Origin of the sequence: Janthinobacterium sp. YR213 (assembly GCF_900099875.1) — a bacterium.
Classification (GTDB): Bacteria; Pseudomonadota; Gammaproteobacteria; order Burkholderiales; family Burkholderiaceae_D; genus Janthinobacterium; species Janthinobacterium lividum.
In genome coordinates this window covers 413,486-427,548 of record NZ_FNDA01000005.1, presented here as the reverse complement: position 1 = coordinate 427,548, position 14,063 = coordinate 413,486, and the positions used below count along the sequence as shown (strand labels likewise).

The window sequence follows — 14,063 nt, the reverse complement described above, 5'->3', positions numbered from 1 at the left end:
GGTGCGGGCGATGTGTCGCGCCAGGGCCGGGTAAAACGCGTGTTTTACCCGGTTTTGCGCTTTTCCGCTTTTTATCAGGTACAATTGGCATCGTTGGATGAAACGACGACTGTCCCTCTCCCGTCTGGCTGGTTCGCCGCCACGGGAAAAGCAGCTGCTCCGGAGTTCGTTTCATTGCTGGTTATTTAAGGCCAGCACCATGGATGGCAGGACTTTCACTGCATCCGCTTTAGTCCCGCTTTGCGCGCATCGGCCAAGGCGTCGGAAAAACAGCCTCAACTAGTAACCCAGCACGGCGTCATCATGATGTCTGCCATCTGTTACGTTGAAATGAACGTTTTTGATTTCTTTCTCTGCATACGAATTGCAACACACATCCGCACAGAATTGCTATGAATACAATTGAGGCTAAAAAAGTCCTCGAAACCGCGTTGCTGTGCGCTCGTGAATCGCTGACGATCCACAGCTTGAAGAAGCTGTTCGTCGATGCGGACGAGAATGGTCGCGTGCGTGGTGTCGGCGTCGGCGCCGACACGATCAAGCAATTGCTGGAAGAGTTGCGGCAGGAGTGGGAAGGGCGCGGCATCGAGATCGTCAGTCTCGCTTCGGGCTGGCGCTTCCAAAGTCGCCCGGAAATGAAGATGTATCTCGATCGCATGACGCCCGAGCGGCCGCCCAAGTATTCGCGGGCGACCCTGGAAACCCTGGCCATCATCGCCTACCGCCAGCCGGTGACGCGCGGCGATATCGAAGAGATTCGCGGCGTTGCCGTCAATTCGCAGACGATCAAGATGCTGGAAGACCGTGGCTGGGTCGATGCCATCGGCTACCGCGACGTGGTGGGACGGCCGGCCTTGCTGGCCACCACCAAGCAGTTTTTGGATGACCTGGGTTTGCATTCGCTGTCCCAGCTGCCGCCTTTGCAGCAAATCAGTGAAATGCAGGGCAATGGGCTCGAAGCCCTGGAAGCGGCCCTGCAAGAAAATTTTGACAAGGCAAGCAATGAGCTTGTCCCCCAGCTTGGTGCAGGTAGCAATACGGCTGTGACAGATGTAGATGTGACAGCAAGCCTTGATGCCGGCCCCGATGCTTCGCCCACGGACGAAGCCTACACTCACGACCCTGCGCCAGAACTAACGGTTGACGCTGCGCCAGGTCAGCACAGCCAAGAAACGAAGAATGAATAATCCGAACACACCCGAGACAGTAACCGCCAGCGACGAAGCCATCGTTGCCAAGCCCAAGCGCCGCACCAAGGCCCAGATCGAAGCCGATACGGCTGCTGCCGCAGTTGCCGGCGATACCGCCGCTGCCAAGCCGAAGCGCCGCACGAAAGCCGACGTGGCTGCCGACGCGCCCGTTGCCGCTGCTGCGGTAGAAGAAGCTGCGCCTGTCGTCAAGAAAACCCGCGCCAAGCCGGCCCTGAAGGCCGTGGCCGACGCCGCCGAAGCGGCTGCCGAAGCCGTCGCCGCACCTGCGCCGCGTCCACCGCGCGCCCGCGCCGCCGCCAAGGCTGCTGCCGCCGTCGCTGAAACGGCGCCGGAAGCCGTCGCCGACAAGCCGGCCGAAGCACGCCCGACCCGCGGTCCGCGCCAGATGCGTGGCGTGCAGGCGGAACGCGCGCTGCGCCAGCCGCCGCGCGCGGAAGCGCCGCAGGCAGCCGATGCCGTTGCCGCAGCGCCTGCCGCGGAGCAAGCTGCCGCGCCTGTCGCCGACGTGTTCGATGCCGAAGGCAATCTCGTGTCCGGCCCGCGCCTGCCGCGCGGTCCGCGCAACGATGTGCCGGGCGCTGGCAAGAATGCCGGCAAGAGCCGCAAGAAGGGCAAGGGCCGCCAGGCTGCGCCAGGCAAGCTCAGCGACGCTGACGCCGTGTTCTCGTTTGTCACCTCCGACGCTTTCGACAGCGAAGAGGGCGGCACGGGCCGCGTGCAGAAAGCGGCCGTGCGCCGCGACCTGACGTCCGACGACGACGCGCCGAAGCTGCACAAGGTGCTGGCCGAAGCCGGTCTCGGTTCGCGCCGCGACATGGAAGACCTGATCATTTCGGGCCGCGTGTCCGTGAATGGCGAGCCGGCCCACATCGGCCAGCGCATCCTGCCGAGCGACCACGTGCGCATCAACGGCAAGTTGATCCAGCGCCGCGTCAGCAAGAAGCCGCCACGCGTATTGGTCTACCACAAGCCGGCCGGCGAAATCGTCAGCCACAACGACCCGGACGGCCGTCCATCCGTGTTCGACCGCCTGCCGACCATGAAAGCGGGCAAGTGGCTGGCCGTTGGCCGCCTCGACTTCAACACGGAAGGCTTGCTGCTGTTTACCACCTCCGGTGATCTGGCCAACCGCCTGATGCACCCGCGCTACGGCATCGACCGCGAGTACGCCGTGCGTACCCTGGGTGAGCTGGAAGAGGGCATGCGCCAGAAACTGCTGGCCGGCGTCGAGCTGGAAGACGGCCTGGCGCAGTTCTCGAAGATCGCCGATGGCGGCGGCGAAGGCATCAACAAGTGGTACCGCGTGGTGATCGGCGAAGGCCGTAACCGCGAAGTGCGCCGCATGTTCGAAGCCATCGGTCTGACCGTTTCGCGCCTGATCCGTACCCGCTACGGCGCCATGACCCTGCCGAGCGGCCTGAAACGCGGCCGTTGGGAAGAGATGGATGAAAACACCGTGCGCGACCTGCTGACCGCCTACGGCATCGAAAAGAAAATGCCGGCATCGGGCGACCCTCGTGCCGCTGGCGCCGCCAAGGGCCGCGAAGCGCGCAAGGCCAGCCGTGATGACGAGCCGAATGGCAACCGCATCGATGTGAGCAACCGCAACGCCGATCCTTTCCCGGTCGCGCCGCGCCGTGGCCAGCCGCAAGGCCAGTTTGCCCGTCCGCAAGGCCAGGGTCGTCCGGGCGGCGCAGGCCGTCCAGGCGAAGCGCGTGGTCCTGGCCGCGGCCAGCCGCAAGGTCCGTTCCAGGGCGGCCAACCCCGCTCGTCGGCATCGTTCGAAGGTTCGCCGCAAGGCCAGGGTCGTCCGCCGCGTGCGGCAGGCCAGGGTCGTCCGGCCGGTGGTGGCGAAGGCCGCGCGCCGCAGCGCGGTCCGCGCCAGCCCGATCCGCTGCAGACGGCATTCGGCTTCGCCAACACGGGTCCGCGCCGCAATACGGGCGGTGGTGCCGGTGGGCAAGCGCGTTCCGGTGGCCAGCCGCGTGGCGGCATGGATGGCATGCCGCGCCGCCGCAGCAAAGGTTAATCGGGAAGAGTTTCTTCTTGCGCGCCCGCTGATCTGCCGCGGGTGCGCGCTCTTGTAACTGTTGTAAGCCGGGCCGCTCCTTGCGTGCGGCATTGCGGCGAAGTTAATAAGAGGTTATAATCTGCAGCCTAATAAAAGTTCTCCGCAGGGTTGTTTGGTGGGGAGTGCTTTCATCTGGTTGGGAAAATACAAGAAGATGGGCAGATGCCCATTTTTTTTTTGTTGAACCGTTTGTAATGGCTCCGCAAGGGGCCATATATGACTTGAATGCGTGTTTTTGCATGTTGTCGGCGCTCAATGCGGCGCTCTCATGCTGAAAACGGGCCTTATTTCTGGAGAATTTCTTGCAGCAGTTGGGATTAATTGAAAAGACAGTGATTGGTCTGGGCTATGAGCTCGTTGATGTCGAACGTGCCGAGCGCGGACTGCTGCGCGTCTTTATTGATTTCAGCGCCGCCGATGCCGCTGAAAAAGGTCCGATCACGGTCGAAGACTGTGCCACGGTGAGTCACCAGTTATCGCATGTGTTGACGGTAGAGAACGTTCCTTACGAGCGTCTCGAAATTTCTTCCCCGGGTCTGGATCGTCCGGTGCGCAAGCTGGAAGACTTTGTCCGTTTCGCAGGCCAGGAAATCATCGTCAAGCTGATGGTGGCGATGCCGGGTACGAACAACCGGAAATCGTTCCAGGGGATCTTGCAAGAACCCGTGGGCGATAAATTGTCGTTGGAATTTGAAGGTAAGGATGGTCCGGCGATGTTGGAGTTTACGCTCGCGGATGTGGATAAGGCACGCTTGGTGCCGCAGGTGGTTTTTAAGGGACGCAAAGCATGAGCCGCGAAGTTTTATTATTGGTTGACGCGCTGGCGCGCGAAAAAAACGTCGATAAAGATGTCGTCTTCGGCGCCCTCGAATTCGCGTTGGCGCAAGCCACGAAGAAACGGTATGAGGGTGAGGTAGACATCCGCGTTTCGATCGACCGCGAAACGGGCGAATTCGAATCGTTCCGCCGCTGGCACGTGGTGCCCGATGAAGCGGGCCTGCAATTGCCGGATCAGGAGATCCTGCATTTCGAGGCAAAAGAACAGATTTCCGATATCGAAGTCGATGACCATATCGAAGAACCGATCGAATCCGTTGAATTCGGCCGCCGTTTCGCCCAGGATACCAAACAGGTCGTCCTGCAGCGCGTACGTGACGCCGAACGCGAACAGATCCTGGTCGACTTCCTGGAACGCGGCGATTCGCTCGTCACCGGCACCATCAAGCGCATGGAACGCGGCGACGCCATCGTCGAATCGGGCAAGATCGAAGCGCGTCTGCCACGCGACCAGATGATCCCGAAAGAGAATCTGCGTATCGGCGACCGTGTGCGTGCTTTCATCTTGCGCATCGACCGCAACATGCGCGGCCCGCAAGTGATTCTGTCGCGCACCGCGCCGGAATTCATCATGAAGCTGTTCGAACTGGAAGTGCCGGAAATCGAGCAAGGCATGCTGGAAATTAAATCCGCAGCCCGCGATGCCGGCGTGCGCGCCAAGATCGCCGTCTACACGGCCGACAAGCGCATCGATCCGATCGGTACTTGCGTCGGCATGCGCGGTTCGCGCGTGCAGGCCGTGACTGGCGAACTCGGTGGCGAACGCGTCGACATCGTGCTGTGGTCGGAAGATCCGGCGCAGTTCGTCATCGGCGCCCTGGCACCGGCGAACGTGTCGTCGATCATGGTCGATGAAGAAAAACACGCGATGGATGTCGTCGTGGACGAAGAAAACCTGGCAATCGCGATCGGCCGCTCCGGCCAGAACGTGCGCCTGGCCTCGGACCTGACCGGCTGGAAGATCAACATCATGACGGCCGAAGAATCGGCTGACAAAGCTGCCCAGGAAACGGCTGCCGTGCGCATCCTGTTCATGGAAAAGCTCGATGTCGACCAGGAAGTGGCCGATATTCTGGTGGAAGAAGGTTTCGCCAGTCTGGAAGAAATCGCTTACGTGCCAATTTCCGAAATGCTGGAAATCGAATCGTTTGACGAAGATACCGTCAATGAACTCCGTACCCGTGCGCGTGATGCGCTCGTGACCGAAGCGATTGCTTCGGAAGAGGGTCTGGAAGGCATGGACGAGGCGTTGGTGGGTCTGGAAGGCATGGACCGCATTACCGCCGGCAAGCTGGGTCTGGCTGGTATCAAGACCGTTGAAGCATTTGCAGCACTGGCATACGACGAATTTGGCGCAATCCTGGCCTTGTCTGCGGACCGTGCGCGTGAACTGATTACAAGTGAATTTAAAGATGTGACCGACGATGAGATGAAGTTGGTTGACTCGAAATACGACGATCGTGCCAAGGCGTTGCAAGCCAAGGCATGGAGTCTGGCCGAATCCGCAAAGGCTTAATTTGAGTATCTTTATCATCTCCGCGACACATAGAAAAGAGGACTGAATGGCGAGTAACAACGTAGCCCAATTTGCCACCGAACTGAAGATGCCTGCAGATTTGCTGCTGACGCAGCTGCGTTCTGCCGGCGTCGAGAAAAGTTCGACGTCAGATCCATTGTCGAAAGATGATAAGGACAAGCTTTTGGATCATCTGCGCCGCACACACGGCGCAGCGGCTGACACAGAAAAGAAAAAAATCACCGTGACCCGCAAGGAAACGACTGAAATCAAACAAGCTGACGCAACCGGCAAATCGCGCACCATCCAGGTGGAAGTGCGCAAGAAACGTACTTTCGTCCAGCGTGACGAAGCTGCGCCGGTCGCAGCAGAACCGGTCGCGCCTGCCGCACCGGTGATCGATCCAGCCGACGTGGCGCGCCGTGAAGAAGAAGCCCGTAAACAGGCTGAACTGATCGCCCGCCAGGAAGCCGATCTGCGCGAAAAGCAAGAACGTCTGGCCAAGCTCGACGCGGAAAAAGAAGCCCAGGCGAAAGCCACGCAACAGGCTGAACTGGCTGCGAAGAAAGAAGCGGAAGCGGAAGCGAAGAAAGCCGCTGCCAAGGCTGCCGCCGCGCCTGCCGCCAGCGCTGCTGCGCCTGTCGTTGACGACGCCGCCGCCGAAGCGAAAAAAGCTGCTGCCGCTGAAGAAGCGAAGAAGAAAGCGGCTGCCGCTGCTGTTGCCGCCAAGGAAGCCGCTGACAAAGCGGAAGCCACCGAGCGTGCACGCAAGGCCGTTGCCGACGAAGTTGCCCAGATCAAGGCCATGATGAACGCGCCACGCCGCGCCATCAAGGCACCTGAACCCGTACCGGTTCCGGTCAAGCCGAAGGCGCCGGAAGGCACCCTGCACAAGCCTGCTGACAAGAAACCGGGCGACAAGCCGGGCGACAAGAAGCCTGCTGTTGCAGACAAGAAATCCATCAAGTCGGCCAATGTGTCGTCCACCTGGTCCGATGACGCGAAAAAACGCGGCACCACCGGTGGTCCCAAGCCACGCGGCAATAGCGGCCCAGGCGGCCGTGACAGCTGGCGCGGTGGCGCGAAGGGCCGTCGCCCGACGCACCATGACGACCGTGAATCGAACTTCCAGGCTCCTACGGAAGCCGTCGTCAAAGACGTGCACGTACCGGAAACGATCACCGTGGCCGAATTGGCGCACAAAATGTCCGTCAAGGCATCCGAAGTCATCAAGCATTTGATGAAATTGGGCCAGATGTGCACGATCAACCAGGTGCTGGACCAGGAAACCGCCATGATTCTGGTGGAAGAAATGGGCCACAAGGCGTTCGCCGCCGAACTGGACGATCCGGAAGCGCTGCTGGCCGACGTGGGCGAACACGCGCACTTCGAAACCAAGCCACGCGCACCGGTGGTCACCGTCATGGGTCACGTCGACCATGGCAAGACCTCGCTGCTGGACTATATTCGCCGCGCCAAGGTTGCTTCCGGCGAAGCGGGCGGGATTACGCAGCATATCGGCGCTTACCACGTCGATACGCCACGTGGCATGATCACCTTCCTCGACACCCCGGGCCACGAAGCGTTTACCGCCATGCGTGCCCGTGGCGCCAAGGCAACCGACATCGTGATACTGGTAGTCGCAGCCGACGATGGCGTGATGCCGCAAACGAAAGAAGCGATTGCCCATGCGAAAGCAGCCGGCGTACCGCTGGTCGTGGCGATCAACAAGGTCGACAAACCAGGTGGCAACGTGGACCGCGTGACGCAGGAACTGGTCGCAGAACAAGTCGTGCCGGAAGAATACGGTGGCGAGTCGCCATTCGTGCCGGTCTCGGCCAAAACGGGTCAAGGTATCGACGACCTGCTGGAACAAGTGCTGTTGCAAGCCGAAGTGCTGGAACTGACGGCACCGGTCGATGCGCCTGCACGCGGCCTGGTAGTCGAGGCACGTCTGGACAAGGGCCGTGGTCCTGTCGCGACGATCCTGGTGCAGTCCGGTACCCTGAAGCGCGGCGACGTGATTCTGGCGGGCTCTTCGTATGGCCGTGTTCGCGCCATGCTGGACGAGAACGGCAAGTCCATCGCTGAAGCGGGTCCTTCGATTCCGGTCGAAATCCAGGGGTTGACGGAAGTGCCGGTTGCCGGTGAAGAAGTCGTCGTCATGGCTGACGAGCGCAAGGCGCGTGAAATCGGTCTGTTCCGTCAAGGTAAGTTCCGCGACGTGAAACTGGCCAAGCAGCAAGCTGCGAAACTGGAAAACATGTTCGACCAGATGGCCGAAGGCGAAGTGAAAAACTTGCCGCTGATCATCAAAACCGACGTACAAGGTTCGCAAGAAGCGCTGGTTGGTTCGCTGCAGAAACTGTCGACCTCCGAAGTGCGCGTACAAGTCGTTCACGCAGCCGTCGGCGGCATCACGGAATCGGACGTCAACCTGGCAGTCGCCTCGAAAGCGGTCATCATCGGCTTTAACGCCCGTGCTGATGCCCAGGCACGCAAGCTGGCCGAGTCGAATGGCGTGGACATTCGCTACTACAACATCATTTACGATGCGATCGACGAGATCAAATCGGCGTTGTCGGGCATGTTGGCACCAGAGAAACGCGAAACCGTCATCGGCCAGGTCGAGATCCGCCAGGTTATCCTGGTCTCGAAAGTGGGCGCGATTGCCGGTTGCCTGGTCACCGATGGCGTGGTCAAGCGTGCTTCTTCCGTCCGTCTGTTGCGCAACAACATCGTGGTGTGGAGCGGCGAGATCGACTCCCTGAAACGCTTCAAGGACGATGCGAAAGAAGTTCGCGCCGGTCTGGAGTGCGGCCTGTCGCTGAAGAACTACAACGACATTCAGGTTGGCGACACGCTGGAAGTGTTCGAAGTCCAGGAAATCGCTCGTACCCTGTAATCACAGAAGTAATGGCGCGGACATATCGTTGTCCGCGCAAACACGTGGGGCGCATTGGTCAACGGGCAACCGTTTGACCCATGCGCCCTGCGGCACTTAGGACAGCATAATAATCATGGCTAAACATAGCAAAACCATGCCAGCGCGCGGCTTGCGCGTGGCCGACCAGATCCAGCGCGATCTGGCTGAAATCGTCGCCTACGAATTGAAGGACCCACGCGTCGGCACGATGATCACCATTACCGAAGTGCAGATCACCCCCGATTACGCGCACGCCAAGGTGTTTTTCACGATGTTGAAAGACAGCAAGGAAGCCATCAAGAACACCACCGAAGGCTTGATGGCCGCGTCCGGCTTCATCCGTGGCTTGCTGGGCAAGCGCCTGCACATCCACACCCTGCCGATGCTGCATTTCGTGCATGACAGCTCGACTTCGCGCGGCATGGAAATGTCCTTGCTGATCGACAAGGCCAACGCCACGCGCGCGGCCGACGCCGAGCCGGACGAAAAGCCTGCAGACAAAGCGGACGAGCAATAAGCGTGGCGGGTCCGAAGAAACCGCCCGGTATCAAGCGGGTGCGCGACCTGGTCGATGGTGTCTTGCTGTTGGATAAGCCTGTCGGCTGGTCCAGCAATGATGCCTTGATCAAGGCCAAGCGCGTCTTGAACGCGAAAAAAGCGGGCCATACGGGCACGCTGGATCCGTTCGCCACGGGTTTGCTGCCGCTGTGCTTTGGCGAAGCAACCAAGTTCTCGCAGGACTTGCTGGAAGCTGATAAAACCTACGAAACCCTGGTGCACCTGGGGCAGACGACGGATACGGGCGACACGGAAGGCGAAGTGCTGGAAACGCGCGACGTCAACGTCACCGACGAGCAGATTGAAGCCGTGCTGGCGCAGTTCCGCGGGCCTATCCTGCAGACGCCGCCCATGTACTCGGCCTTGAAAAGGGACGGCAAGCCCCTATATGAGTATGCAAGGGCAGGCATCACCCTGGAGCGCGAAGCGCGCCCGGTGACCATCCACAAGCTCGAGTTCCTCGGCTATGACGCCCCGTTCCTGAAATTGTCCGTGATGTGCAGCAAAGGCACGTATATCCGCGTGCTGGGCGAAGACATCGGCCATGCCCTCGGTTGCGGCGGCCATTTGAACGCCTTGCGCCGCACGCAGGTGGGCAGCCTGACGCTGGACGGCGTCGTCACGCTCGACGAGTTGACGGCGCATGCCGAACCGTTGAGCCTGCTGGCGCCCGTCGATGCATTATTGTCGAGTTTCCCCGCCGTCCAGCTGACGGAAGAATTGGCCAAGCGTTTCCTGCATGGCCAGCGCATCGCGCTGGGCAAGGAAGACGTCGCCGTGCCGGCCGAACCGGGCCGTGTGCGCGTGTATCACGACAGCAAGTTGCTGGGCACGGGCCAGTTGCAGGAGTACAGCATCCTGGCCCCGGAGCGTTTGATCGCCACCGCGCATCAGTGAACACCTGACCAAACCTACTGCGCGTCGTGATTTGCGGCCTGCGATGCTCACTGTGCATGCGCACAGCTGCGCTTCTTAGCCACAACTCACTTCCGCTCGCTACGGTTTTGTCAGGTGTCGTTAAGTCATAGGTAAGTCATGGTCAAGTCATATTGATCAGCGACACTGCTAACCCGGTGTCGCATTTTTAAACAAATCGTCCCCGACTGCGGGAGCCGCCAGCATTTTTAGATAGCGTTGCAACGCAACATGCTATACTACGCGGTTCCGGAAATAGATTAGCATTCGGGTATCTCGTACACCTTGTACGCACTCCGCAGTTTTTCAGTAACTACTACGACCATGTCAAATACAAAACGCGCAATTCGTAATATCGCCATTATCGCCCACGTTGACCACGGCAAAACCACGCTGGTGGATCAGCTGCTGCGCCAGTCCGGCACCTTCCGTGAAAACCAAGCGGTCGACACCCGAGTCATGGACTCGAACGACCTGGAAAAGGAGCGCGGCATTACGATTCTGTCGAAGAACTGCGCCGTTGAGTACGAAGGCACCCACATCAACATCGTCGACACCCCAGGCCACGCCGACTTCGGCGGCGAAGTGGAACGTGTTCTGTCGATGGTGGACTCGGTTCTGCTGCTGATCGATGCACAAGAAGGCCCGATGCCGCAAACCCGTTTCGTCACGCGCAAGGCGCTGGCACTGGGTCTGAAGCCTATCGTTATCGTCAACAAGATCGACCGTCCAGGCGCACGTCCGGACTGGGCCATCAACCAGACGTTCGAACTGTTCGACAAGCTGGGCGCTACCGACGAACAACTGGACTTCCCTATCATTTACGCTTCGGGCCTGAACGGCTATGCCGGCCTGACCGAAGACGTGCGCGGCGGCGACATGAAGCCGATGTTTGACGCCATCCTGGAACACGTTCCAGTACGCGACGACAATCCTGAAGGCCCGCTGCAAATGCAGATCACCTCGCTGGACTACTCGTCGTACGTCGGCAAGATCGGCATTGGCCGCGTCAACCGCGGTACCGTCAAGGTCGGCCAGGACGTGCTGGTCATCAATGGCCCAGGCGCCACGCCAATCAAAGGCCGCATCAACCAGGTGCTGAACTTCAAGGGCCTGGAGCGCGTGCTGGTGGACGAAGCCGTCGCCGGCGACATCTGCCTGATCAACGGTATCGACGAAATCGGCATCGGTTCGACCCTGTGCGCAGTGGACACTCCTGAAGCGCTGCCTATGCTGACCGTCGACGAGCCGACCCTGACCATGAACTTCATGGTCAACAACTCGCCACTGGCTGGCCGCGAAGGCAAGTTTGTTACCTCGCGTCAACTGCGTGACCGTCTGGAAAAAGAATTGAAAGCCAACGTTGCTCTGCGCGTGGCACCAACCGACGACGACACGATCTTTGAAGTATCGGGCCGCGGCGAGCTGCACCTGACGATTCTGATCGAAAACATGCGTCGCGAAGGCTTCGAGCTGGCCGTTTCGCGTCCACGCGTGGTCTTCAAAATGGTCGATGGCGTGCGCCACGAGCCGTTTGAAAACCTGTCGGTTGACGTGGAAGAAGTCAACCAGGGCGGCGTCATGGAAGAACTGGGCCGTCGTCGTGGCGACCTGCAAAACATGGAATCGGATGGCAAGGGCCGCGTGCGTCTCGAGTACCTGATCCCGGCGCGTGGCCTGATCGGCTTCCAGGGCGAATTCATGACCCTGACCCGCGGCACCGGCCTGATGAGCCACGTATTCCATGAATACGCGCCAGTCGACAACACCCGTGGCGAAATGGCCGGCCGTCGTAACGGCGTGCTGATCTCGCAAGATGACGGCGCTGCTGTTGCCTACGCTATCTGGAAACTGCAAGACCGCGGCCGCATGTTCGTTTCGCACAATGACCCAGTCTACGAAGGCATGGTCATCGGTATCCACTCGCGCGACAACGACCTGGTCGTCAACCCGATCAAGGGCAAGCAGCTGACCAACGTGCGTTCGTCGGGTACCGACGAAGCGGTGCGCCTGGTACCGCCAATTCAGATGTCGTTGGAATACGCAGTCGAATTCATCGAGGACGACGAACTGGTGGAAATCACGCCTAAATCGATCCGTCTGCGCAAGCGCTTCCTGAAAGAGCACGAGCGTAAAAAAGCGTCGCGTGATTCGTAATCTGTTGTAGAGCATGGCCTGCGGGCCATGCCGCTCCCGGCCCGCTGCGCCGCGTCACCATCACTGGTGAGGCGCGCAGCGGGTTTGTCATTTGCAGCTCCTGTTTTTTTGTAGACACCATGACTTCCTCTTCTTTGCCTTCCCGCCGCCTGTCCGTTGCCCCGATGATGGACTGGACCGACCGCCATTGCCGCAAGTTCCACCGCGAAATCACGCGCCACACCTGGCTCTACACCGAGATGGTGACGACGGGCGCGCTGGTATACGGCGACGTGGAGCGCCATCTGCGCTTCAACGAGGAAGAGCATCCGGTGGCGCTGCAGCTGGGCGGCAGCGATCCGAAGGACCTGGCCACCAGCGCCAAGCTGGGCCAGCAGTGGGGCTACGACGAGGTCAACCTGAACTGCGGCTGCCCGTCCGAGCGCGTGCAAAAGGGCGCGTTTGGCGCCTGCCTGATGGCCGAGCCGCAACTGGTTGCCGACTGCGTGAAAGCCATGCGCGATGTGGTCGATATCGACGTCACGGTGAAACACCGCATCGGCATCGATGACAGCGAGTCGTACGACTTCGTGCGCGACTTCGTCGGCACCGTGGCCGACGCCGGCTGCAAGACGTTTATCGTGCATGCGCGCAACGCCATCCTGAAAGGCCTGAGCCCGAAGGAGAACCGCGAAGTGCCGCCACTCAAATATGACTATGCCTACCGCTTGAAGCGTGATTTTCCCCAGTTCGAGTTCATCATCAATGGCGGCATCAAGACCCTCGACGAGATCGACCTGCACCTGCAGCACCTGGACGGCGTCATGCTGGGCCGCGAGGCGTACCACAACCCGTATGTGATGGCGCAGTTCGACCAGCGCTACTACGGCGACGACGCTCCCGTCAAAACGCGCGAGCAGGTGCTCGAAGCGATGATTCCCTACATCAGCGCGCAGCTGGAAAAAGAAGCGGGGCGCTTGAAACTGAACAGCGTCACGCGCCACATGCTTGGCCTGATGCAGAACCTGCCCGGCGCGCGCGGCTTCCGCCAGACCTTGTCGGATTCGAAGAAGCTGGCCTCGGGCGACCCGCGTTTGCTGCTGGAAGCGGCGGCGCGCTTGTCCTTGCCTGCCTGATGCGCGGCGACTGCCACGCCCATGCACAGCAGTTGCATGGCTACCTGCAAGCCGTCACCGCGCTGAAGGATGATGGCAGTCTGTTTCTTTGCGAGTATCTGGGGCCCATCGCGCCGCAGGCGTCGCTTGACGCGCTGTGCCGCACGCTGAAGCTGCCGCCGGACGGCATGCGCCTGCGGCCGATCGAAAGCATGGTATGCAGCGGTGCCTTGTGCACGCCGCGCCAGTGGCTGCTCGAGCGCTTGCTCCCGATGAGCGAGGCCGACCGCGAGCCGCTCGACGCCCGTTTATATGACGGTTTCGAGGGCGAACTGTCCGAGCTGCTGGGCAGCGAGCCGCACTGGTATCAATTGGTATCATCGGGCCAGGGCATCGTGGCTGGTCGATTGGGTGCCATCTGGAGCATCTTTGTCTTCGGCACGGACGGCCACGCCTATATGATGTATTGCAGCTGGGACCGCTGATCCAAGTTGTCTATACCGCTGCCCCGGCGCAGTGGTATTGTCCGCACTACCCCTTCCTCTGAGTGCCTTTCCCAAAACGATGTCATATGGCTATGCCATGTGTTGTAAATGCGCTGTTTCGGCGCACGCCCGCACTGTCGTGGGGCATTTCTAAGGGGCAAGAAACGGCATTGTTGCCATTTCCCCGAAGAAAGTTAATCAGCTATTTATTCAGGTACTTATTGCTTGCTTTGAGGCAAAATTTACACCTATAATTGATTATAGACAAATATTTCTCATATGAATGTTTGATG

The 14,063-nt window shown here is 60.1% G+C and carries 10 protein-coding genes; all 10 read left to right on the top strand.

From position 1 onward, the window contains the following. The first annotated feature begins 392 nt into the window (after positions 1–392). The 10 genes from scpB (at position 393) to BLT98_RS22935 (ending at position 13,770) form a co-directional block, all read left to right on the top strand. Positions 393–1,187, top strand: a complete 795-nt coding sequence (gene scpB / locus BLT98_RS22980) for an SMC-Scp complex subunit ScpB (protein ID WP_034782524.1) — start codon at positions 393–395, stop codon at positions 1,185–1,187. Then, positions 1,180–3,240, top strand: coding sequence for a 23S rRNA pseudouridine(2605) synthase RluB (rluB, locus tag BLT98_RS22975; RefSeq protein ID WP_092611785.1), 2,061 nt, complete (start codon positions 1,180–1,182; stop codon positions 3,238–3,240). Before scpB ends, rluB begins: the two co-directional genes overlap by 8 nt. Positions 3,241–3,584: 344 nt before the next feature. After that, positions 3,585–4,073 (top strand): ribosome maturation factor RimP, encoded by a 489-nt coding sequence (gene rimP, locus BLT98_RS22970; RefSeq protein WP_034782527.1) that lies wholly within the window; start codon positions 3,585–3,587, stop codon positions 4,071–4,073. Continuing rightward, positions 4,070–5,635: a transcription termination factor NusA gene (gene nusA / locus BLT98_RS22965; protein WP_034782529.1), complete on the top strand. Its 1,566-nt coding sequence runs from the start codon at positions 4,070–4,072 to the stop codon at positions 5,633–5,635. Before rimP ends, nusA begins: the two co-directional genes overlap by 4 nt. Before the next feature lie 46 nt (positions 5,636–5,681). Further along, positions 5,682–8,540 (top strand): translation initiation factor IF-2, encoded by a 2,859-nt coding sequence (infB, locus tag BLT98_RS22960; RefSeq protein ID WP_034760145.1) that lies wholly within the window; start codon positions 5,682–5,684, stop codon positions 8,538–8,540. 115 nt (positions 8,541–8,655) lie between these two features. Next, complete coding sequence (rbfA, locus tag BLT98_RS22955; RefSeq protein WP_034782531.1) at positions 8,656–9,078, top strand: 30S ribosome-binding factor RbfA; 423 nt, start codon at positions 8,656–8,658, stop codon at positions 9,076–9,078. 2 nt (positions 9,079–9,080) lie between these two features. Next, positions 9,081–10,016 (top strand): tRNA pseudouridine(55) synthase TruB, encoded by a 936-nt coding sequence (gene truB, locus BLT98_RS22950; protein ID WP_052140133.1) that lies wholly within the window; start codon positions 9,081–9,083, stop codon positions 10,014–10,016. 342 nt (positions 10,017–10,358) lie between these two features. Then, positions 10,359–12,191, top strand: a complete 1,833-nt coding sequence (typA, locus tag BLT98_RS22945; RefSeq protein ID WP_034782534.1) for a translational GTPase TypA — start codon at positions 10,359–10,361, stop codon at positions 12,189–12,191. 119 nt (positions 12,192–12,310) lie between these two features. Next, positions 12,311–13,306 carry a tRNA dihydrouridine(20/20a) synthase DusA gene (gene dusA / locus BLT98_RS22940; RefSeq protein WP_034782593.1) on the top strand — a complete coding sequence of 332 codons (996 nt, stop codon included), beginning with the start codon at positions 12,311–12,313 and terminating at the stop codon, positions 13,304–13,306. Beyond that, positions 13,306–13,770 (top strand): hypothetical protein, encoded by a 465-nt coding sequence (locus BLT98_RS22935; RefSeq protein WP_092611782.1) that lies wholly within the window; start codon positions 13,306–13,308, stop codon positions 13,768–13,770. Before dusA ends, BLT98_RS22935 begins: the two co-directional genes overlap by 1 nt. Positions 13,771–14,063 lie beyond the last annotated feature (293 nt).